Annotated in this window: 22 protein-coding genes; 14 read left to right on the top strand and 8 right to left on the bottom strand. The window is 37.2% G+C overall.

Annotation, left to right across the window (positions count from 1 at the left end; translation table 11 throughout):
• Window positions 1–26 precede the first annotated feature (26 nt).
• The 4 genes from C9J29_RS09100 (at window position 27) to tsaA (ending at window position 4484) form a co-directional block, all read left to right on the top strand.
• Window positions 27–1697, top strand: a complete 1671-nt coding sequence (locus C9J29_RS09100; RefSeq protein ID WP_107922161.1) for a spore germination protein — start codon at window positions 27–29, stop codon at window positions 1695–1697.
• Window positions 1675–2772: a spore germination protein gene (locus C9J29_RS09105; RefSeq protein WP_008180822.1), complete on the top strand. Its 1098-nt coding sequence runs from the start codon at window positions 1675–1677 to the stop codon at window positions 2770–2772. Before C9J29_RS09100 ends, C9J29_RS09105 begins: the two co-directional genes overlap by 23 nt.
• The gene (locus tag C9J29_RS09110; protein WP_107922162.1) at window positions 2772–3959 is read left to right on the top strand and encodes a Ger(x)C family spore germination protein; all 1188 of its coding nucleotides are present in this window, start codon (window positions 2772–2774) and stop codon (window positions 3957–3959) included. Before C9J29_RS09105 ends, C9J29_RS09110 begins: the two co-directional genes overlap by 1 nt.
• 63 nt (window positions 3960–4022) lie before the next feature.
• On the top strand, window positions 4023–4484 hold the full coding sequence (gene tsaA, locus C9J29_RS09115) for a tRNA (N6-threonylcarbamoyladenosine(37)-N6)-methyltransferase TrmO (RefSeq protein WP_089986706.1): 462 nt from the start codon (window positions 4023–4025) through the stop codon (window positions 4482–4484).
• An 82-nt stretch (window positions 4485–4566) separates the two neighbouring features.
• Here the strand turns inward: tsaA and C9J29_RS09120 are convergent, their stop codons facing one another.
• Complete coding sequence (locus C9J29_RS09120; RefSeq protein WP_008180826.1) at window positions 4567–5256, bottom strand: response regulator transcription factor; 690 nt, start codon at window positions 5254–5256, stop codon at window positions 4567–4569.
• 141 nt (window positions 5257–5397) lie between these two features.
• Between C9J29_RS09120 and C9J29_RS09125 the strand changes: the two genes are divergently transcribed.
• The 7 genes from C9J29_RS09125 to C9J29_RS09150 all read left to right on the top strand — a co-directional run bounded on the left by C9J29_RS09125 (window position 5398) and on the right by C9J29_RS09150 (window position 11197).
• Entirely contained in the window at window positions 5398–7023 is a 1626-nt protein-coding gene (locus tag C9J29_RS09125; protein ID WP_272898255.1) for a flavin-containing monooxygenase, read from the top strand.
• 25 nt (window positions 7024–7048) lie between these two features.
• On the top strand, window positions 7049–7774 hold the full coding sequence (locus C9J29_RS09130; RefSeq protein ID WP_107922034.1) for an SDR family NAD(P)-dependent oxidoreductase: 726 nt from the start codon (window positions 7049–7051) through the stop codon (window positions 7772–7774).
• 29 nt (window positions 7775–7803) lie between these two features.
• Window positions 7804–8757 (top strand): alpha/beta hydrolase, encoded by a 954-nt coding sequence (locus C9J29_RS09135; protein ID WP_107922035.1) that lies wholly within the window; start codon window positions 7804–7806, stop codon window positions 8755–8757.
• Window positions 8758–8884: 127 nt separating this feature from the next.
• A complete protein-coding gene (locus tag C9J29_RS09140; RefSeq protein ID WP_107922036.1) occupies window positions 8885–9301 on the top strand; it encodes a YugN family protein in 417 nt (138 codons plus the stop codon).
• Window positions 9302–9452: 151 nt separating this feature from the next.
• Window positions 9453–9617 (top strand): hypothetical protein, encoded by a 165-nt coding sequence (locus tag C9J29_RS24290; protein WP_008180835.1) that lies wholly within the window; start codon window positions 9453–9455, stop codon window positions 9615–9617.
• Window positions 9618–9658: 41 nt separating this feature from the next.
• A complete protein-coding gene (locus tag C9J29_RS09145) occupies window positions 9659–10726 on the top strand; it encodes a PQQ-dependent sugar dehydrogenase (protein ID WP_107922037.1) in 1068 nt (355 codons plus the stop codon).
• A gap of 51 nt (window positions 10727–10777) precedes the next feature.
• Complete coding sequence (locus tag C9J29_RS09150) at window positions 10778–11197, top strand: universal stress protein (protein WP_090002889.1); 420 nt, start codon at window positions 10778–10780, stop codon at window positions 11195–11197.
• A gap of 82 nt (window positions 11198–11279) precedes the next feature.
• Here C9J29_RS09150 and C9J29_RS09155 read toward each other — a convergent pair whose 3' ends face one another.
• From C9J29_RS09155 to C9J29_RS09185, 7 genes are all read right to left on the bottom strand, one after another.
• The gene (locus C9J29_RS09155; RefSeq protein WP_036119322.1) at window positions 11280–12137 is read right to left on the bottom strand and encodes a DUF6612 family protein; all 858 of its coding nucleotides are present in this window, start codon (window positions 12135–12137) and stop codon (window positions 11280–11282) included.
• A gap of 248 nt (window positions 12138–12385) precedes the next feature.
• Window positions 12386–12667: a cytochrome aa3 quinol oxidase subunit IV gene (gene qoxD, locus C9J29_RS09160; RefSeq protein WP_008180843.1), complete on the bottom strand. Its 282-nt coding sequence runs from the start codon at window positions 12665–12667 to the stop codon at window positions 12386–12388.
• The gene (gene qoxC / locus C9J29_RS09165) at window positions 12667–13266 is read right to left on the bottom strand and encodes a cytochrome aa3 quinol oxidase subunit III (RefSeq protein ID WP_107922038.1); all 600 of its coding nucleotides are present in this window, start codon (window positions 13264–13266) and stop codon (window positions 12667–12669) included. The genes qoxD and qoxC overlap by 1 nt, the downstream gene beginning before the upstream one ends.
• A gap of 1 nt (window position 13267) precedes the next feature.
• Window positions 13268–15211 (bottom strand): cytochrome aa3 quinol oxidase subunit I, encoded by a 1944-nt coding sequence (gene qoxB / locus C9J29_RS09170; RefSeq protein ID WP_107922039.1) that lies wholly within the window; start codon window positions 15209–15211, stop codon window positions 13268–13270.
• 60 nt (window positions 15212–15271) lie between these two features.
• Window positions 15272–16177, bottom strand: a complete 906-nt coding sequence (gene qoxA, locus C9J29_RS09175) for a cytochrome aa3 quinol oxidase subunit II (RefSeq protein WP_008180850.1) — start codon at window positions 16175–16177, stop codon at window positions 15272–15274.
• 818 nt (window positions 16178–16995) lie between these two features.
• Window positions 16996–17838 carry a DUF2785 domain-containing protein gene (locus C9J29_RS09180; protein ID WP_090002890.1) on the bottom strand — a complete coding sequence of 281 codons (843 nt, stop codon included), beginning with the start codon at window positions 17836–17838 and terminating at the stop codon, window positions 16996–16998.
• Window positions 17839–18096: 258 nt separating this feature from the next.
• Window positions 18097–18561 (bottom strand): hypothetical protein, encoded by a 465-nt coding sequence (locus C9J29_RS09185; RefSeq protein ID WP_089986695.1) that lies wholly within the window; start codon window positions 18559–18561, stop codon window positions 18097–18099.
• A 205-nt stretch (window positions 18562–18766) separates the two neighbouring features.
• Between C9J29_RS09185 and C9J29_RS09190 the strand changes: the two genes are divergently transcribed.
• From C9J29_RS09190 to clpX, 3 genes are all read left to right on the top strand, one after another.
• A complete protein-coding gene (locus C9J29_RS09190) occupies window positions 18767–19759 on the top strand; it encodes a DUF3196 family protein (RefSeq protein WP_237068812.1) in 993 nt (330 codons plus the stop codon).
• A 119-nt stretch (window positions 19760–19878) separates the two neighbouring features.
• Window positions 19879–21168 (top strand): trigger factor, encoded by a 1290-nt coding sequence (gene tig, locus C9J29_RS09195; RefSeq protein WP_107922041.1) that lies wholly within the window; start codon window positions 19879–19881, stop codon window positions 21166–21168.
• Between the two features lie 517 nt (window positions 21169–21685).
• Window positions 21686–22957 carry an ATP-dependent protease ATP-binding subunit ClpX gene (gene clpX / locus C9J29_RS09200; protein ID WP_008180649.1) on the top strand — a complete coding sequence of 424 codons (1272 nt, stop codon included), beginning with the start codon at window positions 21686–21688 and terminating at the stop codon, window positions 22955–22957.
• Window positions 22958–22971 lie beyond the last annotated feature (14 nt).

Consider the following 22971-nt stretch of genomic DNA (forward strand, 5'->3'; position numbering starts at 1 on the left):
CCTACATACCACATTGGCAAGTTTTTATGCAGGGTTTTTTAGCATTCATTATTCCATTTTTGATTTTCAAATTATTTAATGGTTTAATACTTGAAAAAAAGAAGAATGGCAAGATCGATATGAAGGAATACACGAACCAAAAGGAAGCAGATCAGCCATTTAGTCAAGAAACAGTCGACCCGCTAACAGGTGATTTTAACAAAGATTTTGAACGAATAAAAAAAGAAATTGGGCATAATTGGGATGCCCACTTTAGAGAGTTTCACATAGGAAATACTGATATTCGTGCGGCCATCGTTTTTCTGGAAGGACTGGCAGATAAAATGCAAATCGAAGAGCATATTTTGACTTCGATTATGGAGCGTTTTTCGGACATATCCACCTCTGATTTAACAGAAAAAGGAAATATACAGAACCTCATGAAAAATAATATACCTATCGGTGATGTCCTAGAAGAATCAACGATGCAAGGAACAATAAGTAAAGTACTAACAGGATATACAGCTTTATTTGTAGATGGTATGCCTAATGCTTTATTACTTTGTACGATAAATGGCAAGACGCGAAATATTGAAGAGCCTATTTCAGAAGCGGTAGTTAGAGGGCCAAGAGTAGGCTTTACAGAAAGATTAAGTGACAATACAGCTCTTCTAAGACAGCAAGGTGAAAATCAGCAATTATCTATCATTCAGATGGCGGTAGGGGAGAGGGTAAAAAAGGAGCTAGTCATTGCCTATATGGATGAGATAGTAGATCCAGAGTTGGTGGAGGAGGTAAAAAAACGGATACAAACAATCGATCTTGATAACCTATTAGAATCGGGCTATATAGAGCAATTAATTGAAGATAATTTTCTGAGCCCCTTTACACAAGTGCAGAACACAGAGCGTCCTGATCGAGTGTATGGGGCATTAATGGAGGGGCGAGTTGCCATTATATTAGATGGCACACCATTTGCTTTAATTGTACCAGTTACCATTAATATGCTACTACAATCGCCGGAAGATTATTATGAACGATGGTTTGCTAGTTCGCTTATCCGTCTTCTACGATACTTAGCAGCTGGGATTACTCTTTTTGGTCCATCCATGTATATTGCTTTTGTGTCGTTCCATCAGGGATTAATCCCAACTAAGCTAGCACTGTCCATGATGTCCACAAGGGAAGGAGTTCCATTTCCTGCGTTAATCGAGGCGCTTATTATGGAGGTAGCAATCGAAATTTTACGAGAAGCTGGACTTCGCTTGCCCAAACCGATAGGTCCTACAATGGGGATCGTCGGAGGTCTTGTTATTGGAGAAGCCGCCGTCCAAGCTGGAATTGTAAGTCCGATTATGGTGATCGTCGTTGCTTTAACCGCTATTTCATCCTTTGCCATCCCTCAATATAACGCTGGGATTACATTACGAATGCTCCGATTTGTGGCCATGTTTTTCGCTGCAATATTTGGTCTTTACGGGGTCATTTTATTTTTCCTGTTCCTGTGCAGTCATTTAGTGAAGCTGAAGAGTTTTGGTGTTCCTTATGTTAGTCCGACTGTCCCATATAGAGCAGGGGATTGGAAAGATTTTATGGTACGTATGCCATTAATGATGATGAAACGCCGACCAAAATTATTACAGCCAAAAGATTCTGTTCGTAAAGGGGAAATACGAGGAAAGGAAAATAGTAGCCATGATCACCAGTCCAAAAGATAAAATTACGACGTCCCAAACAATAGTCATAATTATTAATTATATTCTTGCAACTGGCATTCTCACCTTGCCTCGTGCCTCGGTAGAGAAGGTGAAAACACCAGATGTATGGATTAGTGTTTTTTTAGGCGGTCTTGTCGCCATGATTGCAGGTGTGATTATCGTCAAGCTAAGTCAACAATATCCAGATAAGACATTTTATCAATACAATCAAGATATTGTTGGGAAATGGCTAGGCTGGTTGATTAGCGCGCTTGTCATTACTTATTTCTTTACGATTTCTGCATTTGAGGTTCGAATCATGGCTGAAGTAACCTCCCTCTTTTTATTGGAGGGAACACCCACATGGGCTATTATTTTGCCTTTCTTATGGGTGGGGCTCTATTTGGTGAGTGGTGGGATTAATTCAATCGGTCGTTTATTCGAAATTATATTTCCCATTACCTTTGTGATCTTTTTACTTGTCGCTTTTTTAAGCTTAGGAATCTTTGAAATCGATCATCTTCGACCTGTTTTAGGGATGGGAGTCGTTCCGATATTGAAAGGAATCAAAACGGCGACTTTAGCGTTTCTAGGCCCAGAGATTATGCTGCTCTTAGTGGCATTTATGTACCCATCTGATAAAAAGAAAGCAGTCAAAGTCGTCTTAGTGGGCATAGCGATTCCATTACTTTTTTATGTTATTACAGTTGTAATGGTGATAGGCGCTCTTTCCATCGAAGGGGTCATGACAAGAACATGGCCAACAATCGAACTCATGCGGAGTTTTGAAATTCCAGGATTAATTTTTGAGCGCTTTGAATCATTTTTACTTGTTATATGGATTATGCAAATCTTTGCTACCTTCACCATTACCTATTATGCTGCCGCTCTAGGATTATCTCAGCTTTTTAAGAAAAGCATGCACCCTTTTCTATATGGGTTATTGCCGATTATTTATATTATCGCGATGACACCTAAAAATATTAATGACTTGTTTAAGTTTGGCGATAAAATTGGTCATGCTGCGTTATTTTTATTTGGTGTACTACCCATAACCTTACTCCTTATATCAAAACTGAAAGGCGATAAAACATGATGAGACTCTATCAATATTTGCGTATTTCTCTTATGGTAATGGTATCTCTCCTACTTACTGGCTGCTGGAGTAGTAAAGAGATTGAGGATTTAGGATTGATTGTTGGTACCTCATTAGATTTAGCAACAGGAGAGGCTACCACTGAGGAACAAACAGAGGCTAAATATGCTAATAGAACATTGCTTACCGTTACGAATCAATTGGTCACTTCTGAGACAACTGTTACTGGAATGAAAGATGGAACATTACGAGAAAAGGCATATAAAAATGTTTCTGAAACAGGGGATGTTGTTTTACCTACTTTACGAAATATGCTATTAAAGTCAGACAAACATTCATTTGCGGAGCATTCCAAGGTCACCATTATTGGCGATGAACTTGCTAGCACCATTAACCTGCAACAATTGTTGGACTTTTTTCTAAGAGAGCTCGAAATACGACCAAGCGGACTTCTTCTTATTGCTCAGGGGCGGGCAAGTGATACACTTGAAACGAATGAGCCAACGAAAATCCCTGCCTTTCAATTAGTTGAGATGATGGAGGGGCATGAAAGAACAACTAAAATTTTGCCACCTATGACCATTGCGAAATTAGAAGGAAAATTATATTCGGATTCAAGCTTTTTATTACAAAACGTTATTTCAGAAGATGGAGAAGTAAAATTTGTAGGCGCTGCTGTCATTGATGGGAAAACTAAAAAGCTTCGAGGTTTTCTGAATGAAAGTGACTTAGAGGGTATTTCATGGATCACAGGGAAAGGTGAAGGAGGTTTAGTAAAGAGTTTTGATGAAGACTCGAGCTCACCTATCGTTTATGAAATCATGTCTATGAAAAGTAAGATTGTACCAAAAGTAGAGGGTGACCATATTTCTTTTACAGTAAAAATTCAATCTGAAGGAAGAATTGCTGAACATTGGGTACTGTCAGATAAAGCATTTAATAATAAATTTTTAAAAAAAGCAGAGAAAACAATCGAGCAAGAAATTGAACGATTAGTCATGAAAACGTCGGAAAAGCTTCAACAGGAATATCAAACAGATGTTTCAGGATTCGGCAATAAATTAAGAATTAAGTATCCGAAAGAATGGGACAAGATAAAAAAAGATTGGGATGAGATATTTAGTGAGGTACCTATAAAATGTGAAGTGAACGTAACCATCAAGGATTATGGAACGTCGGGTGATTAATACGTTAATCACCTTTTTTTTATTTATTCCTATATACTGGAATTAGGGAATGGGGATGATGGAATGCAATATATGATTCAACCAGTTGCTACAGTTAGCAATAGCCGGAAAACAATAAAAGATGATCATTGGGGAGAAATTATTTCAACCATTGAACTCTCAGAAAATTTGCATGAAGAGTCGTTGAAAGGATTAGAAGATTTTTCTCATATAGAGATCATTTTTTATTTTGATCAGGTTTCAGACGAACAAATTCAGTATGAAGCAAGGCATCCAAGAAATAATCAAAACTATCCAAAGGTCGGCATTTTCGCACAAAGAGGGAAAAATAGACCTAATAAAATAGGCATTACGATGGTTGAATTGGTAGAGGTCAAACAGAGGGCTTTGATTGTAAAAGGACTTGATGCCATTGATGGGACGCCTATTATAGACATGAAGCCAGTGATGAAAGAATTCCTACCGAAAGGAATTATTAAACAGCCAGCATGGTCAACGGATTTAATGAAAGCATATTGGGAATGAATGTAACTAATGTGATATTAGCTTATTTTCGATTCAGATGCCTAATTCGATAGGCTAAAGGGGGAGTGGTCTGTTCCCCCTATTAAATAACTCCCTCTTGATATAAAATACTGATGGCATGAGTGCGATTTTTGGCCTGTAACTTTTTGATGGCGGATTTTACGTATTGATTGATCGTTAATTCACTTAAATTCATAAAATCGGCCATTTCCTTCGTACTATCTCCTAAAGCAATTTGTCTCATGACCTCTAATTCTCTCTTACTAAGTATACTTCCCTTTTTATGGTCTCTAGCTTGAATGATGAGCTGACCAATCACATTGCCAAAGGCTGTAAAGTCATCTAGTAGCTTTTCAGTTATTTTATCCATATCTATTTGTGTACTGCAAATATAACCAAACACATAATGTCCAATAAAGATAGGAACAATTAAAAAAGCGTTGTTTTGAGAGGAGATGGAATATTTAATACTAATGTTTTTTAAATAGTCCATACCCGTACAAAATTTAGCTTTTTTCTCAACGATAGCTGAATAAATAATAGGGAAGCTTCGTATTTCCTCACGAATTTCTCCGATATGACTGCCACCTTCTTCATTTAAAAAAATAATACCTTCAGCGACAAAGCCTATCGGTGAATACCTTAATAAATAAGCATCCTTAATCGGAAAAGAATCTAGATATACCTGCAAAATGTGAATCAACAACTCTTCGTGATTGGAATAGTTTTGCACAGTGTCGAAACGTTTTTGAATGGTATAGAGATTGGACATGACCTATCCCCTTTTTTAAGTATATACTACGCTTAAAATAAGGAATTTTCAATATTTTCTGTAAGTTGTAGCATTTATGTTAAGAAAAGCTATTTTTTTCTTAATGTTCACTTGAGAATTTATTAGATGAGGGGGAATGATGTGAAAAATCAACCAATTAAAGAGGTAGATGCAGTTATTCTAGGCGCAGGATTTGCAGGCTTATATATGTTACATCAATTAAAGAGTAAAGGATTTTCAACGATCGTCTATGAAACTGGTGATGGTGTAGGAGGCGTTTGGTATTGGAATCGATATCCTGGTGCTAGATGTGACATTGAAAGTATTTATTATAATTATACTTTCTCTAAAGAATTATATGAAGAATGGACGTGGACATCTAGATTTCCTGAGCAAGAAGAAATATTACGGTATTTAAACTATGTGGCAGATCGTTTAAAATTACGATCCAATATTCAATTCAACACACGCGTCAAGGCTGCACATTTTGATGAGGAACAGCATAAATGGCTGGTTCATCTAAATGATGGGCATCAAGTTTTAGCGAAGTATTTTATTACAGGGATAGGCTGCCTTTCTGCAGCGAATGTTCCTAAGTTTCAAGGGTTAGATCAGTTTAGTGGAAAATGGTACCATACCGGGCATTGGCCACATGAAAAGGTAGATTTCACAGGCAAAAGAGTAGGGATTATTGGAACGGGCTCCAGTGGTATTCAAGCCATTCCGGTAATTGCTAAAGAAGCCAAGCATTTAACCGTCTTTCAACGAACACCACAGTATACAATTCCTGCTCGTAATCATCTGTATGATGAAGACTTTATACGAGAGACTAAGGGGAATTTCAAAAATCTAAAGCATGCAATGAGGAATTCTGTTTCAGGCACCCCTTTTGCCTATAACCACCCATCTGCCATTGAGGATAGTGATCATCATAGACAGGAAGTTTTTGAGGAAGCATGGGCACAGGGTGGTTTTGCCTTTGCATCGACTTACAAGGATTTATTAACAAATGAACAGTCGAATGAAAAGGCGGCAGCATTTATTCGTTCTAAAATACGCGAAACTGTTCAAGATCCGACCGTTGCAGAGAAGTTATGTCCCAAGTATATGTATGGTACAAAAAGACAAGTTTTAGATAGCGATTATTTTGAAACCTATAACAGAGATAATGTTTTATTGGTGGATGTAAAGGAATCGCCCATCTTAGAGATTACTGAAACAGGGGTCCAAACAGCTAGCGATCATTTCGAGTTAGATATTATCATATTTGCAACGGGCTATGACGGCATGACGGGTCCCTTATTTAAAATAGATATTCGCGGAAGGAATGGCGTGACATTAAAAGACAAATGGGAAAATGGTGCATCTGTTCAAACCTATCTTGGACTAGCTACAGCCAGCTTTCCAAATCTATTTATGATTACAGGTCCAGAAAGTCCTTCTGTCCTTGTAAATATGCCAATCGCTATAGAGCAACATGTAGAATGGATAGCACAATGCATCGATTATTTACGTGAACATGATATCGATGTCATGGAGACAAATGCGGAGGCAGAGCAGGCATGGAGTAAACATTGTCGAGAGATTGCGAATGAAACATTATATGTAAAAGGCGATTCGTGGTATACAGGCGCAAATATTGCAGGGAAACCACGTAGCTTCTTAATCTATCTAGGTGGCTTCGATTATTACACAAAACGCTGTCAGGAAGTTGCCCAAAATAATTATGAAGGCTTTCAGCTATTAAAATTAAAATCTATATCATAGTGTCTGAGGAAGGAGCATAAATAATATGGAGCAGCAAGTAGTGATTATTACTGGTGCGGGAAGCGGAATAGGTAGAGAAACAGCTAAACTACTAGCGACAAAAAACAAGGCATTAATATTAGTAGATTTTGATGAAAGGAGTGGTCAGGACACTTTAAAAGCTGTGAAAGAGCATCAGCAGCAGGCCATTTTTGTCCAAGCAGATGTTTCCAACAGTCAAGATGTAAGGAAGTATGTGGATGCTGCCAAGCAGGCTTTTGGTCGAATTGATGCTTTCATTAACAATGCGGGCATTTTAAGTCCACCCACATTGTTAGGTGATTTAGATGAGGAGATGTTTGATCGTGTAATCTCGGTCAATCTGAAAGGGGCATTTTTAGGTTTAAAGTATGTGCTAAAAGAGATGGAACAACAACAATCAGGTGTCATCGTGAATACCGCCTCAGCTGCTGGAATACAAGGGCAGCCCTATATGGGAGGCTATTCGGCAAGCAAGCATGGTGTCATCGGGCTAACTAAAACGGCTGCTATAGAATATGGACCTAGCGGCGTCCGCGTAAATGCTATATGCCCCGGTGGTGTTAGGACCAACATGACAAAGGGACTTGAAACAGGCCCTGAGGAGAATGGCCCTCTAAGAAGATTAGCAAACCCTACTGAAATCGCAAATGTAATCGCTTTCTTAATTTCGCAGGAGTCTTCCTATATGAATGGTGCAGTTGTGACGATTGATGGCGGACTTACATCGTAAAGAATCGATTAAAGAGAGGATGAAGCTTAATGGAACATCGTATTGATCCGGAACTAAAAGAATTATTAGCTGTTTTTCCACCTTTAAACTTAGACAATGTACAAGCTACAAGAGATGGGATGGCAGCTGTAGCTGTACCAGCAACAATAGACGAGCAGATTATAGTTACTAATAAAATGATTCAAGGACCTGAAGAGGGTGTTGCACTGCGCATTAGAATCTACCAGCCAAAAGACCAAAGTGAAATTTACCCAGCATTGGTGTGGATTCATGGAGGTGGCTATGTTTTAGGAGCTCCAGAGGGCGATGATTTGCTTTGTCAGCGCTTCGTTACAGATGCAAAGTGCGTCGTTGTATCAGTAGACTACAGACTTGCACCTGAGTATCCTTACCCAGTACCACTCGAAGATTGTTATACTGCGTTAAAATGGGTGGCAGATCATGCAGATGCACTAAGGATTGATAATCAACGTATAGGGATAGCCGGGGCAAGTGCTGGGGGTGGGCTAACCGCTGCTCTTGCATTGCTAGCACGTGATCGCAATTATCCAAAGCTTAGCTTCCAAATGCCTTTATATCCAATGATAGATGATCGGAATAATACACCATCCGCCTTAGAAATTACTGGTCATATGATCTGGAACCATTCCCTTAATCAAAAGGGATGGGAAATGTATTTAAATGGAGAAAACGGTAGTGACAATGTGCCACCATACGCTGCTGCTGCAAGAGCCGATGACTTAACGGGGCTTCCCTTTACTTACACATGTGTAGGTCAGCTAGATCCGTTCCGTGATGAAACGTTACAATATGTAACGAAGCTCTGTCAGGCAGGTGTTGATGTTGAGTTTCATTTATATCCAGGATGCTATCATGGCTTTGAAAGCTTAGTGCCAACTGCCACGGTTAGCCTAAGAACTGTTACAGAATATGTAGAAGCCGCTAAATATGTTTTAAATCGAACAGTGTCAGTTCCTTTATAAATATTGACGAAAATCTCGATACCTTGTTAGTTTAGGGCTTCGGGATTTTTTTGCTGAATGCGAGAAATAGTTTGTAATTCCTCTTTTTAGGATAGACTTTTATTAAGTGAAAGGAGGAGGTTTCAAATTGCTACAGTTTGATTCAAAAATAGTTGGAAAAGAGATAGGCTATGGTTATTTGCGAGATCATATTATTGATCGCGGTTTTACAATTGGTGGGAATTGGGAGTATCATAAAGGGAGCTTTGACGCGGTACTATGGAGAGGTGGCGGCGAAACGATCTATTTGCGCGTGCCCTTTATCGTAACAGTTGGGGAATTAGATAATGAAGATGCCCAAATTCGATTTCAAAAGCCGTTTGTTATTAAACATGTTGCTAACGTTGGTTTAGATTATGATGAAGGCTCTTTACTGGATGCTACAGGAGCTAGTCAGTTCCAGACGCCGCTTGATAAGGATGGGCATATTCATGATAAAAGTAGATGGATACAGGCGGGTGAACAAGTTGTAGAAGAAAAAGTATTTCCTTTTTTTATCAACTAATTAGATAAATATGTATATTCTTTCGAGAAATCGTATGTCTTTTATCCTTGGATTTTTGGGAACTTATAATCAAAAATAGAAAATAGAATTGTCGTAAGAATTTACCAACCTTATAATAGTGTTAGCATACACTACTATAAGAGGTGAGTTTATGGATAAAATAACAATAGATGATTTTTATTATTCCTATCAAAAATTACGACAAGAACGACTCATCCATCGAAAAGAAGCTTATCTTAAAGTACTAGAGCACACAAAAACATTTGGTGAAATAATTATGTTTGAAAGTATAAAAATAAGTAAAAGAGACGTCTAGGGCCGACGTCTTTTTCTATTTTCAAAAAAGGAGGAGACAAGATGAAGCGAATGATTCCCATTTTGCTGCTAGCCATTTTTATGTGTGCGGCTTGTACTTCTACCAAGGAGAAGAATGAGAGGATGGTAAAACAAGAAGAACCCTCAAAAGTCATTCCAAACGTTGAAATAATAGCGAAGCAATTACGAACACCTTGGTCGATTGAAAAAAGCGATACAGCATTATATGTAACAGAAAGACCAGGCAATATTGTGAAGATCATGGAAGGTGAAGTTGCAAGACAACAGGTCCTATTAAAGAAGGAATTATCGACAGCTCCTGAAGCTGGCCTCCTAGGATTTGTGTTATCTCCTGATTTTACGACAACCCATATTGCTTATGCTTACTATACGTATGAAGAGGGATCAGCACAATTTAATCGGGTTGTAACATTAACGCTAATCGATAATAAGTGGCAGGAAACAGATCTCTTAATTGATCGAATACAGAGCGGTACATATCATCATGGCGGACGTTTAAAAATAGGTCCCGATAGGAAATTGTATGTTACTGTCGGAGATGCCACTCAGCCATCTTTAGCACAGGATTTAGATGCATTGGAAGGAAAGATTTTACGACTCAATTTGGACGGTTCCATACCGAATGATAATCCTTTTCCTCGTTCTTATGTGTATAGCTATGGGCATCGAAATCCGCAGGGATTAGCATGGGCAACGGATGGTACGATGTACGCAAGCGAACATGGCAATGCGGCCAATGACGAAATCAACATGATTGAAAAAGGGAAGAATTATGGTTGGCCACTTATGGAGGGAACAGACAAACAGCAACATATGGTCACGCCACTATTTACCTCAGGCTCGACGAAAACGTGGGCGCCATCTGGTATTACTGTAGTAGATGATCATTTATATGCTGCAGCACTAAGGGGGACTGCGGTGCTAACATTTGATGTAAACATGAAAAAACAAGATATGCTACTATCGGAATTTGGAAGAATACGAGATGTTTTTATGGATGGTAGCTACTTATACTTTATTAGTAATAATACGGATGGACGCGGCAATCCTCAACCCGATGACGATAAACTATACAGAATACCGTTATGATATAATATTTGTGAAAACATGGAATGGCATGATGAATGGAGAGGACTAAATATGGCTAATTATTTTAAAATCGCAGTAGCAATTGATTTCTCAGAACAATCATTGAAGGCTTTAGAAAGAGCGAGTCAAGTAGCAATGCAACACAATGCTACTTTGCAATTAGTGAATGTGATTGATACAAAATCTTTTGGAGCGGTGTCAGCATATGATTTAAAATATGCGGAAGAATTGAAGAAAGAAAACAAGAGCAAAATGGAAAGCTTAGAAAAGCAAGTGGTTCAGACAGGTGTTCAAAGTGTAGAATCTGTAGTAGAAACGGGTTCGCCAAAGGGGATCTTGACACAGCTTACGAATGTTGATTTGATCGTATGTGGGGCAACCGGGTTAAATCGAATGGAAAAAATGATGCTAGGGTCTGTAGCAGAAAAAGTAGTACGTCATGCTCATTGTGATGTATTAATCGTTCGATAATTTTACGGAAATCTTCGTCATATTTATATGGATAAAGACAAAACAAACCTGCTTGTAGATAGATGACAAGCAGGTTTGTTTATTATTCGATTGTTTGTGCGTTATCTACAATGCTTTGAGGAATATCAATTGTTTTAAGATGATTGAAATCAGTATAAGTAACGACTGATTTTGTATTCATTAACAATTCATCGCCTTCTACTGCCATTTTTAAATCAAAATTCATATCCATTTTTTTCGTATCGAAAGTCTCTTTATCAATGTGTAGCACATAGTTGATTTTTTCGATTGTTAATTGATCCATAGGGTTTTCTTCTAATCCCATGTCCTCTATTGATTTATTAATCTCAGAATCAATTAGCTCTTTAAATTTATCACCTTTTGCTTCTAATGTAAGGACATATTCTTTATCGGTTTGTTCAAATGTAAAATCATTAATAAACTTTTTAAGTTGTTCTAACTGTTCTTTAGCGTCAGCAGAAGCAGCCGTTTGATCTAAAATAGCATCAAAGTTCTCATCAGGAAGCTTTAACCAGCTGTCTGTAGTCACATCTTTCATGAAAAGGCCAGCGTCTTTTTTCATATACATTTCAATAGGCATGTCCGTTGTTTCTTGGCCTTCACTCATCATATCTGGCATCGACATAGAGCCTGATAAATGCATTGCTAGTGGGTCGACGATAATGTCCATTTCCATTTTAGAGTTAATAGAGAACTCCATCGCCTCTTCACCAGATCCAACCTTCGTTACCTGTGTCATATCCATATTGGCACTAGCACTTTTAATGTCAGACTGACGATCCACTGCCTTGTCATACACTTGTTCTAAAGTGAGGTTGCTAGTTTTAGTTGTGTCTTTCGTAGGTGTGGCACTTGAATTACAAGCAGCAAGCGTCAATGCTAGTGTTCCAACTGCTAGTACTTTAAAAATCTTCTTCATTACTTTCATCTCCTATTCTTGGTAAAAAACACTATCTACTAATATACGCCCAAGAAAAGGAAAAGTTTCGTTATTCTATAAAATGTATCTAAATACTTAGTAAAAAAACAATAATCTTGCAATAATGACCAGAAAGAAGCATGAAAATTAATAAAAAAGCTGTCACCAACCAATCGTTTAATACGAAAGTAGGTGACAGCTTTTTGAGGAGCTTTTCAATAAGCTCGAAAATATCTACATGTAATTGCTTAGTAACCCCAGATCATGGCGAACAATGTACCAATGATTGTTACAACACCTACGAATACTGAATATAAAATCGTTGTATATAACGTTTTCTTATCTTCAGATTCACCGATGTGCATGAATAACACTAACTGTACGGTTGCTTGTGCAAGGGCAGTGACAAGTAAAATAGCAAATGCCACTTTATAACTCATATCAAAGGTTACAACGGCTAAAGCGACAAGTGTCAGTAATAGTGAGAAGCCGAAGCCCATGACATGTTGTTTTGGGAATAATTCCTTCATCAGCTAATCAGTCCTTTCAAATAGACGAAGCTGAAGATGAAAATCCAAACAACGTCTAGGAAATGCCAGTACAATGAGAAGATAAACGCTTTGTTCGCTGTTTGTGGATTTAAACCACGTTTAGCTACTTGGATAATGATAGCTAGGCCCCAGAAGAAACCAAATGTTACGTGGGCACCGTGTGTTCCAAGTAATGTCATTAATGATGACAGGAATGCGCTTGTTTGAATTGTCGCACCTTCATGTACATAAGTGATGAACTCATCAATCTCAATAGCTAAGAAACCTAAGCCGAGTAAAAGGGTAATGATGAAGAAAGTCATCATTGCCTTTTTACGACCAATACGCATTGCATGAACACCCAGACCAATTGTGAAACTACTTGATAATAATAAGAATGTTTCCCATAAAACTGGTGTTAACTCAAAGATTTCAGCACCATTCGGGCCACTACCTGTCCGTGTGTGAAGTGTGAAATACACAGTAAACAATGTGGCAAATAACACGATCTCGGCGCCAAGGAAAATCCAGAAACCAAAGATTTTTAGGCGATTTTCCTCTGTACTATATTCTAATGGAAGTGAAGAATCGATTTTCATATTATTTATCACCTCTCAAGCTTTTCTCAGTTGCCATGACTTCCTCAACTGAAATATAACGACCATGGTCTTTTTCGAAAGAACGATGGATCATGAAGCCAAATACACCAAGCATACTAATGATGGCTGGCACCCATAGATTGAATACAGCGAAGAATGCTGCAAGGAAGAAGAATCCACTCATCCAGAAAGGTGTGCCTGTATTATTTGGCATGTGAATTTTTTCAATTTTACCTGCTGTAATATCGCGACCTTCTTTTTTCGCGAACCAGAACTCATCTAAGCGAGTAACAGTTGGAACAACTGCAAAGTTGTATTCTGGTACTGGAGAATGAGTAGCCCATTCAAGTGTACGACCTTCCCATACATCTGCCTTTTCATCACGAGGCATATGTTTCCAGCTGTAGTAGATATTGTAAACGATCAGCGCAAAGCCGACTGCAAGTCCTAAAGCACCAACGAATGATAACATGTTCAATGGTCCATAGCCTGTTGATTCTGAGTAAGTGTACATACGACGAGCATAACCATCTAAACCTAAAATGAATAGTGGGAAGAATGTTACGTTGAAGCTGATTGCAATGAACCAGAACGCAGTTTTCCCTAATTTTTCATTTAAACGGAAACCGAACATTTTTGGCCACCAGTAGTGGTAACCTGCAAGTACACCGAATACTGTACCTGGAATTAAAACGTAGTGGAAGTGGGCAACTAAGAACATCGTATTATGATATTGATAGTCAGCACTTGCCATCGCTAGCATTACCCCTGTAACCCCACCAATTGTGAAGATTGGAATAAAGCCAAGAGCATAAAGCATCGGTGTTGTAAATTGAATTTTCCCGTTCCTCATCGTCAGTAGCCAGTTAAATATTTTAACACCGGTTGGAACGGCGATTGCCATTGTTGTAATAGAGAATACGCTGTTTACCATTACCCCGTGACCCATTGTATAGAAGTGGTGGGCCCAAACTACGAATGATAGTAAAGAAATGACAACCATACTCATAACCATTGATTTATAGCCGTACAAGTTTTTACGCGCAAATGTTGCAATGATTTCTGAGAAAATACCGAAAGCAGGTAGAATAACGATATAAACTTCAGGATGTCCCCAAACCCAGAATAGGTTGGCCCAAAGCATATCCATACCGCCGTCTTGCATTGCAAAGAATTTAGTACCGAATTGACGGTCTAACATCATAAGAGCAAGCGCTACAGTTAATACTGGGAATGCGAATACAATAATTACGTTTGTAATTAAAATCGACCAAGTAAACATTGGCATTTTCATTAATTTCATACCAGGTGCACGCATTTTAATAATAGTCGTGATGAAGTTAACACCTGTCATTAATGTACCAATACCTGATAATTGAAGTGCTAAAGAATAATAGTTATTCCCTACAGTCGGACTGAAATCCGTACTGGCAAGAGGGAAGTAGGCTGTCCAACCAGCGTCTGGTGAACCACCGATAATGAATGATAAGTTTAATAAACCAGCACCTGCTGCGAATAGCCAAAAACTGACAGCATTTAAACGTGGGAAAGCAACGTCACGTGCACCAATTTGAAGTGGGATGACAATGTTCATTAAACCAATAACAAATGGCATCGCCATAAATAAAATCATTAATAAACCGTGTGTTGTGAAAATTTCATTATAATGTTGTGCATCAAGAAGCCCGTTATCCGGAACAGCTGTTTGTGCACGCATTAATAGTGCATCGATACCACCGCGGAATAGCATTAATAATGCTACAGCGATATACATAATCCCGATTTTTTTATGGTCAACAGTTGATAGCCAGTTTTTGTAGAAATAGCCCCATTTTTTGAAATAAGTAAGGCCAGCTACGATAACGACTGCTCCAACTACGATACTAATAGCTGCCGCTAAAATCATCGGTTCTTGCATTGGATGGAATAATTCTTCCATACTCATTGGATGCGCTCCTTTCAAAATTAAAAATTAATATTCTACTCGTTCAAAGTTAAATGTAAATTAATGACCTGAATGTTCATTATTCATATCTTCTTCAGACATGTCACCATGGTCCATGTCACCCATTTTCATGTTTTTACCATGTTCCATTGGGGCAGGGCTGAATTCTAAGTGTGTAGATGAGAAGCTTTGGCGACCAACATGCTCAGCCTTTAATAGCTCATCAAATTTTTCTTCTGTTAATGGTTTTTCTTTTGCTTTAACATCAGCAACCCATTTATCGAAGTCTTCTTGTGTCATAGATTGTGCTTCAAATTCCATTTCTGCAAATCCACGTCCATTGAAGTTAGAGTTACGTCCCATGAATGAACCCACTTCATCTGCTGCAAGGTGGATAGTTGTTAACATATCACTCATGGCATATTTTTGACCTGCTAATTGAGGAATCCAGAAACTTGTAATCGGACCGAATGAGTATAATTTAAACTCAATTGGACGATCCACTGGAAGATTGACATAGTTAACTGTTTCAACACCTTCTTCAGGGTAACTAAAATGCCATTTCCAGTTTGATGATGATGCATAAATTACTAAAGGTTCTTTATCGTCATATCCTGCTGGCTGAGCCTCTACAGTAGATGTTGTTCTTACAGTTACAACAGCCAAGAATGCAACAATAATAATAGGAATTACTGTCCATGTGATTTCTAGAAGATGGCTACCCTCTTCATGAGGTGGCTCATAATCTGCAGATGCTTTTGACGCACGATATTTAGTTAGCATAAAGGCTAAAAGCACATACACGACTAGTAATATAAAGGCCATTGTAATAATGGATAAAATAATTGTGTTTGATAATGTTTCTGCATTTGGTCCTTTAGGATTGAACACTGTTAATGGCTCACATCCAGCAAGTAGTGCAAGGGCACCCAATGCTACAAACATTAAACTTAATTTTTTCTTCATGTTTGACTCCTTTCTATAGAACGGCTATTCATAAAATTCATGTGTTTTTTGTCAGTTCACATTTATAAATAGTGGATACTGAGGTCACCTCTTTTATCTTGGCGTACCAATCAACAACTTAAGAATTTACAATGGCATGGTTCAATATGAAACATAAATCTTGAAGTTGATTGGTCTAATGCAAGCGTTAGCAAAATCAATGATTTGTGCAATCGTTTCACATACGTACATGTCTATAACGATTGTCACAGCTTGTCGTTGTTTGCACATTGGATTATACGCCCTGTTTTTAAGAAAAAACATAATTTTGTTATGAAAATGATAGTAAAGATACATTGAATTTGAACATTTTTTGAACAAAAAACGTTATTTTAGTATTGGTATTTTAAGGTTTTGTTTATTAAACACTGTGGAAACGTTGAAAATACTGCATTCTTCATGTTTACCTAAGTAAATAGTTTTTTTTATGAAAAATTGCATTTCACATTTTGGACGCTGTTTTGTAATAAAATCCGTATCCCATCGGACATAATAATATATTTCATTTGCCTTTTTTCTATAAAAGGAGTAGAAGAAGACTCATTGTGTGGAAACATTAGGATGAACTATCAATGAAAGGAATGATTGAAAAGGGAATAAATGGGGAGTGTTATTAATTATGTTAATATAACAAATAGTTTTCTTGATTATACATAAATTTACATATTTATATTCTATTTGAAAAACAAAAAGCAAACTAAGTAAATTCTTAGTTTGCTAAAATGGTAGAAATTTTTTATGTTTGTGAGAAAGATACGTAACGAATCAGCATTTTTTAGTCAGTCACCAAGCTTGAGCCATTTGGCTACTTGCCCATAGATTGTATTTTGTAGTTTGGGGGCTTTATTATTCATTTTTAAAGAAAAATATAATGTCTTCATGAAGTTTAATGTACAAGTGCGCCCACTAAAAAAGCTATCATTATAACCGTGCGTCATTAAATGCATTTCAAACTTATCAAAGGCTTGTTCAACAAATTCGATCAAAGCTTCCTCCGAGTAGTTTTGTTGTAATAAAGCATCTACTATGTTGATTAATCGCTCTTCTTCATCATTGACATAGACAGTGCCTTTCCACGTGACAAGCTTAAGTGCATGTAAAATGGATGGAGCATATTGCAAATCGAATTTTGGGTGTTTAATAGTCATGGAGGCTAAATCAGCCCCATGTGAAATGCTATGAGCCCATCCTTTATCCTTTACGTAACCTCTTGTATCTTGTTCTAATAATAGATAACGTCCAATTTTTTTAAAGAACGGCTGCAACTCCTCATCTTTTAAAACAAGCATCTCGGCATCCTTTGCAAGTATACCTGCAATAAGCAGTGCAGAGAATGATCTAGTAAAGACACTGTCTGTTGGTGCTTCTCCGATATGTACATATAAAAATTCCTCACTTGTTGCTGTCTCAAATAATAATTGTAATTGTTGTGTGCTTAATAAATTATCACTCAGTAAATCAACAAACGTACGATAAATTAAATGATCACGCAATTCAGCATCAGTTGAGCCAATGTGCGTTAACATCTCCTGTAAGAGCCATTCTCCGTTGTCCTTCATCACTGACTGACGTTCATGCATTGTCATAGTAGAAAAAGATTGTAGTGTTTCTTTTACATTCATATTTATGTGCCTCCATCATAAGGTTTGTTCTATTATTATAGCTCCTTTTTCAAGCAAATCGACCAATTTGCAATCCTGATGCAGGACGGAAAGACACTTACTATTTGAATCGACAATACAAACACTTTAATGTTTGTGGCTGTTATAATATTATTTCCAGAAACTATAGAAAGTTGTTATGATAGAAACGCAATAAAATGGAAAGGCTTAAATAAGAGTAACAAAAAAAGACATACGATGAAGTATGTCTATCTCTACCTATATTATGGCTGCAGATTTTATACCGATTGGCCATTCAATCAGTGAATGCTGGTTTGTCTTCAGCTCAACGAGAATATTGGTATTTTTTATAGCATCAATAAGCCATTCGCTGTAATGACGATTCGGCTCAGGATGTTGTAAAATTTGATGCATATCTTTTTTGTCCACATGTAACAGCTTGTCATTACATTCGATGTTTACTTTTTGAGGAATAATGGAAAGAGATTCATTTTGATGCCCAAGTGCAATAGAACCAGGAATTGTTCCAAGAATACGTAAAAGATAAGTGCTAGCTTCTTGCGTATACACATCAATTTTTGTACGTGTTAAAAATTCAAATTCGATCGGATTATCTTGAATAGGTCCGTCCGCTGTAGAAAATGAAATGACTTTAATCGATAATGCCTCGAATGCAGGTGAGATACAATGGTCAAATTCAGTGATTGTATCTAGTAATTGCATGTATTCCACTCCTTATTAAGAACTTGATTTTCTGTATGCAGATAACTAGGAAGAAAGTCTGCAAGTTGTAATAAATTTTAGACTATTCTAATTATAATACAATTTATTACAAAATATGAATGTAAAAGCAATTATTTTTTTGTAAAAAATAAGAAAATTGTGGATTTTTTAGTAAATAATCGAAATGAAAAATAGAACAGAGGAGGTGAGGGAATTGACAAAACGTAAGCGTCATGTTATTAAACATGACAATATTATTGTTTTTCCAGGCGCTGTCCAAACATTAATACGTGAAGGGCATATGTTTGCTGAAAATTATCAATACGAGAAAGCTGTTGCAAGTTTTGAAAAGGCCTTTATATATGAAACGGGTGATGAATTTGCGCTTAGCGCCTATGCCTTTGCTTTATACGAATTAAAGGATTATGACAAGGCAAAAGGAGTTTGTGAACAGCTTTTTACAATGGGGACAACAATGTATGTGGAAGTCATGGAATTGTATATTACAATTTGCATGCAGTTGAAGGAATATCATCAAGTAGAGACGTTGATCACGACCCTCCTAGAGGAAAGTGTACTGCCAAGTGATCAAGTGGAGAAATTTGAACGATTAAAAAGTCTTAATAGAGAAGTATCCAAAAATCTTGAAAAAAAAGAAAATGCGCAACGGTTTATAGAAGAGCAGGAGTATGAGCTTGAAAAATTTAGTGCACTAGTTGCGAATGAGCAATCTATCAAATTACATCGTCTGATGGATACCAATGTAAGACAGTTAAAAACGGCATTGCAAGCAATTATTGAAAGTACAACCGTCCATCCTTTTGTCCAAAGCTTGGCTTTAATCCTATTAGTTGAACAGGAAGTTTCAATTGATATTACGGTTTCAAAATTGGGGCATTCAAAAACGATAAACCCCGCACAACTATCTTTACCTAATCAATTACCACAATATGGTGAAATAAAAAATATAGTTGAAAGTAAGTTGACACAAGACCCAACGACGTTGGAAATGGTACAATACTTAATGGCGAAACATGCCATTGTCACATTTCCCTTTGAATGGCATCCATTTGAGGCGGAAGATGTTGCCTATAGTTATATAGATTTTGTATCATCAATGCTAGGGAATGTGAAAGAAATGGACTATGAAATCGTAGACTTTTTACAAATGTTAGAAAAGCTAACAGAACTACATTAGGTATGAAAAAAGTTGAAACTATACACATCTATGTTATACTAAAATGGTTGTCAAAATCGTAGTTACGAATGAATTGTCTAACATCCTAAACTTGATTATTTATTTGGAGGTATTTATACATGTCAGCAAAATGGGAAAAACAAGAAGGTAATATCGGTACTCTTACAATTGAAGTACCAGCTGCAGAAGTAGATGCAGCAATGGACCAAGCGTTCAAAAAAGTTGTAAAACAAATTAACGTACCAGGTTTCCGTAAAGGTAAAATGCCTCGTAAAATGTTCGAACAACGTTTCGGTATCGAATCTTTATACCAAGATGCATTAGAAATTATCGTTCCTGATTCTTATGCAAAGGCAATCGATGAAGCTAGAATTATGCCAGTTGATTACCCAGAAATCTCTGGTACAGAAAACTTTGTACATGGTCAAGATTTCTCATTCACTGCACAAGTAACAGTTAAACCAGAACCAAAACTTGGTGACTACAAAGGTCTAGAAGTAGCTAAACTTCCAGTTGAAGTAACTGATGAAGAAGTAGACGCTCAAATTCAAGACCAATTAGCTCGTAAAGCTGAACTTGAAATTAAAGAAGACGAAGCAATCGTTGAAGGCGATACAGCAGTAATCGATTTCGAAGGTTTCGTTGGTGAAGAAGCTTTTGAAGGTGGTAAAGGTGAAGACTATCCACTAGAAATCGGTTCTGGTTCTTTCATTCCTGGTTTTGAAGAGCAATTAACAGGTGTGAAAGCTGGCGAATCTAAAGATGTAGTTGTTACATTCCCAGAAGAATACCATGCTGCTGAATTAGCAGGCAAAGAAGCTACTTTCAAAGTAACAGTGAAAGAAGTTAAAACAAAAGTTCTTCCTGAATTAAATGATGAATTCGCAAAAGAATTAGATTCAGAAGTAGAAAGCGTAGAAGCTTTACGCGCTAAAATTAAAGAACAAACAGAAGCACAAAAAGTAGCAGAATCTGATGCATCTCTTCGTGATGAGCTAGTAGAAAAAGCTTCTGAAAATGCTGAGTTTGAAGTACCAGCAGGAATGATTAACTCTGAAACTGATCGTATGTTGCAAGAGTTTGGTCAACGTCTACAAACACAAGGTATGAACTTAGATCTATACTACCAATTCTCTGGCCAATCTGAAGAAGATTTACGTGGTCAAATGAAAGAAGAAGCAGAAAGCCGTGTACGTGTATCTTTAACACTAGAAGCGATTGCTGAAGCTGAAAAAATTGAAGCAACTGAAGCAGATATTGAAGCAGAATTAGAAAAAATGGCTGCTCAATTCAACATGACAAAAGAGCAAATTACAGGTGCTTTAGGTGGTACAGCAGTACTTGAAAACGACATCAAAATCCAAAAAACAGTTGAATTTTTAGTAGAAAACGCTAAAATTACTGAATAAGATTTTGTGTAATTAGATAGCTAAAAAAAACAAGGTACGGCATTAAACCGTGCCTTGTTTTATCACATCAACTAAAAATCAGTCCCCTTAAAGTTTAGTACGACTCACTTTACACTTCACTTATACATAGTATTGTTTTTATTTTTACACGATGCTCATTTTACTTCATTCTGTAAGATCATAATAAAGACATTAACAATCAACATTTCTTCGAATGAAAAAAGCCTTGGTAGATGAATGTAGTAGATTTATAAATAAAAAGCTATGTAGCTGATCAAGATATCAGTAGTTGATGACAGCTTGAATCTTATATGTCAGTAGTGAAGAACCGAGACCTCAGAAACGAAAGGTCGCGCAAATGGGTTCCTGAAAAATATGCTGCAGACGGCGAATGAAGTAAACAACATGATGTTATAATCTACTTGCATGAATGCGAAGGCATAAATGATGCAGACAATTTATTTGATAAAGGTTCAATAATCTTGTAAGATTGTTGCTTGAATAGGGGTGAAACATATTGTTCAAATTTAATGATGAAAAAGGCAATTTAAAATGCTCATTCTGTGGAAAACCACAAGAACAAGTGCGTAAATTAGTAGCAGGTCCTGGTGTGTATATTTGTGATGAGTGTATTGAGCTTTGTTCAGAAATCGTTGTAGAGGAACTAGGTGTAGAAGAGGAAATCGAATTCCAAGATATCCCGAAACCAAAAGAGATTCTAACGATTTTAGATGAGTATGTAATTGGACAAGAGCGTGCTAAAAAAGCATTAGCAGTTGCGGTTTATAATCACTATAAACGCATCAATACAAACAGTAAAATTGATGATGTTGAACTGGCAAAATCGAACATTGTGTTAATCGGCCCGACTGGTAGCGGTAAAACATTATTAGCTCAAACGTTAGCACGTATATTAAATGTTCCATTCGCGATTGCGGATGCTACTTCATTAACTGAAGCAGGATATGTGGGTGAGGACGTTGAAAATATTTTATTAAAGCTAATCCAATCAGCAGATTATGATATCGAACGCGCTGAAAAAGGTATTATCTATATTGATGAAATCGATAAAGTTGCACGTAAGTCAGAAAACCCATCCATTACACGCGATGTTTCTGGCGAAGGTGTTCAGCAGGCACTTCTAAAGATTTTAGAAGGAACTGTTGCAAGTGTTCCACCACAAGGTGGCCGAAAACATCCTCATCAAGAGTTTTTACAAATCGATACAACCAATATTTTATTCATTGTTGGTGGAGCATTTGATGGCATTGAATCCATCATTAAACGTCGCCAAGGTGAAAAAATAATTGGATTTGGTTCAGATCCGAATATAGTGGACGTAGATGAAGGTTCTATCATGTCTAAGCTGATTCCTGAGGATTTACTGAAATTTGGTCTAATTCCAGAGTTCATTGGTCGATTACCAGTACTTGCTAGCCTAGAGCAATTAAATGAAGCTGCACTAGTACAAATTTTGACAGAGCCTAAAAATGCGTTAGCTAAGCAATATCAGAAAATGCTTGAACTAGACGGTGTTGAGCTTGAGTTTGATGAAGGTGCACTTGCGGAAATTGCGAAGGAAGCAATTGAGCGTAAAACAGGTGCACGTGGTCTTCGTTCAATAATTGAGTCAACGATGCTTGATGTAATGTACGAACTGCCTTCACGTGAAGACGTAAAAAAATGTATCATTACTGCAAAAACAATTACGGATAAAGAAAAACCGAAATTGCTTCTTGAAGATGGCACTGAACTCGATGAAGGTAGCGACACAAAAACTTCAGCATAGCGTATAGATTTGGC

Origin of the sequence: Lysinibacillus fusiformis, from assembly GCF_003049525.1 — a bacterium.
GTDB lineage: Bacteria > Bacillota > Bacilli > Bacillales_A > Planococcaceae > Lysinibacillus > Lysinibacillus fusiformis.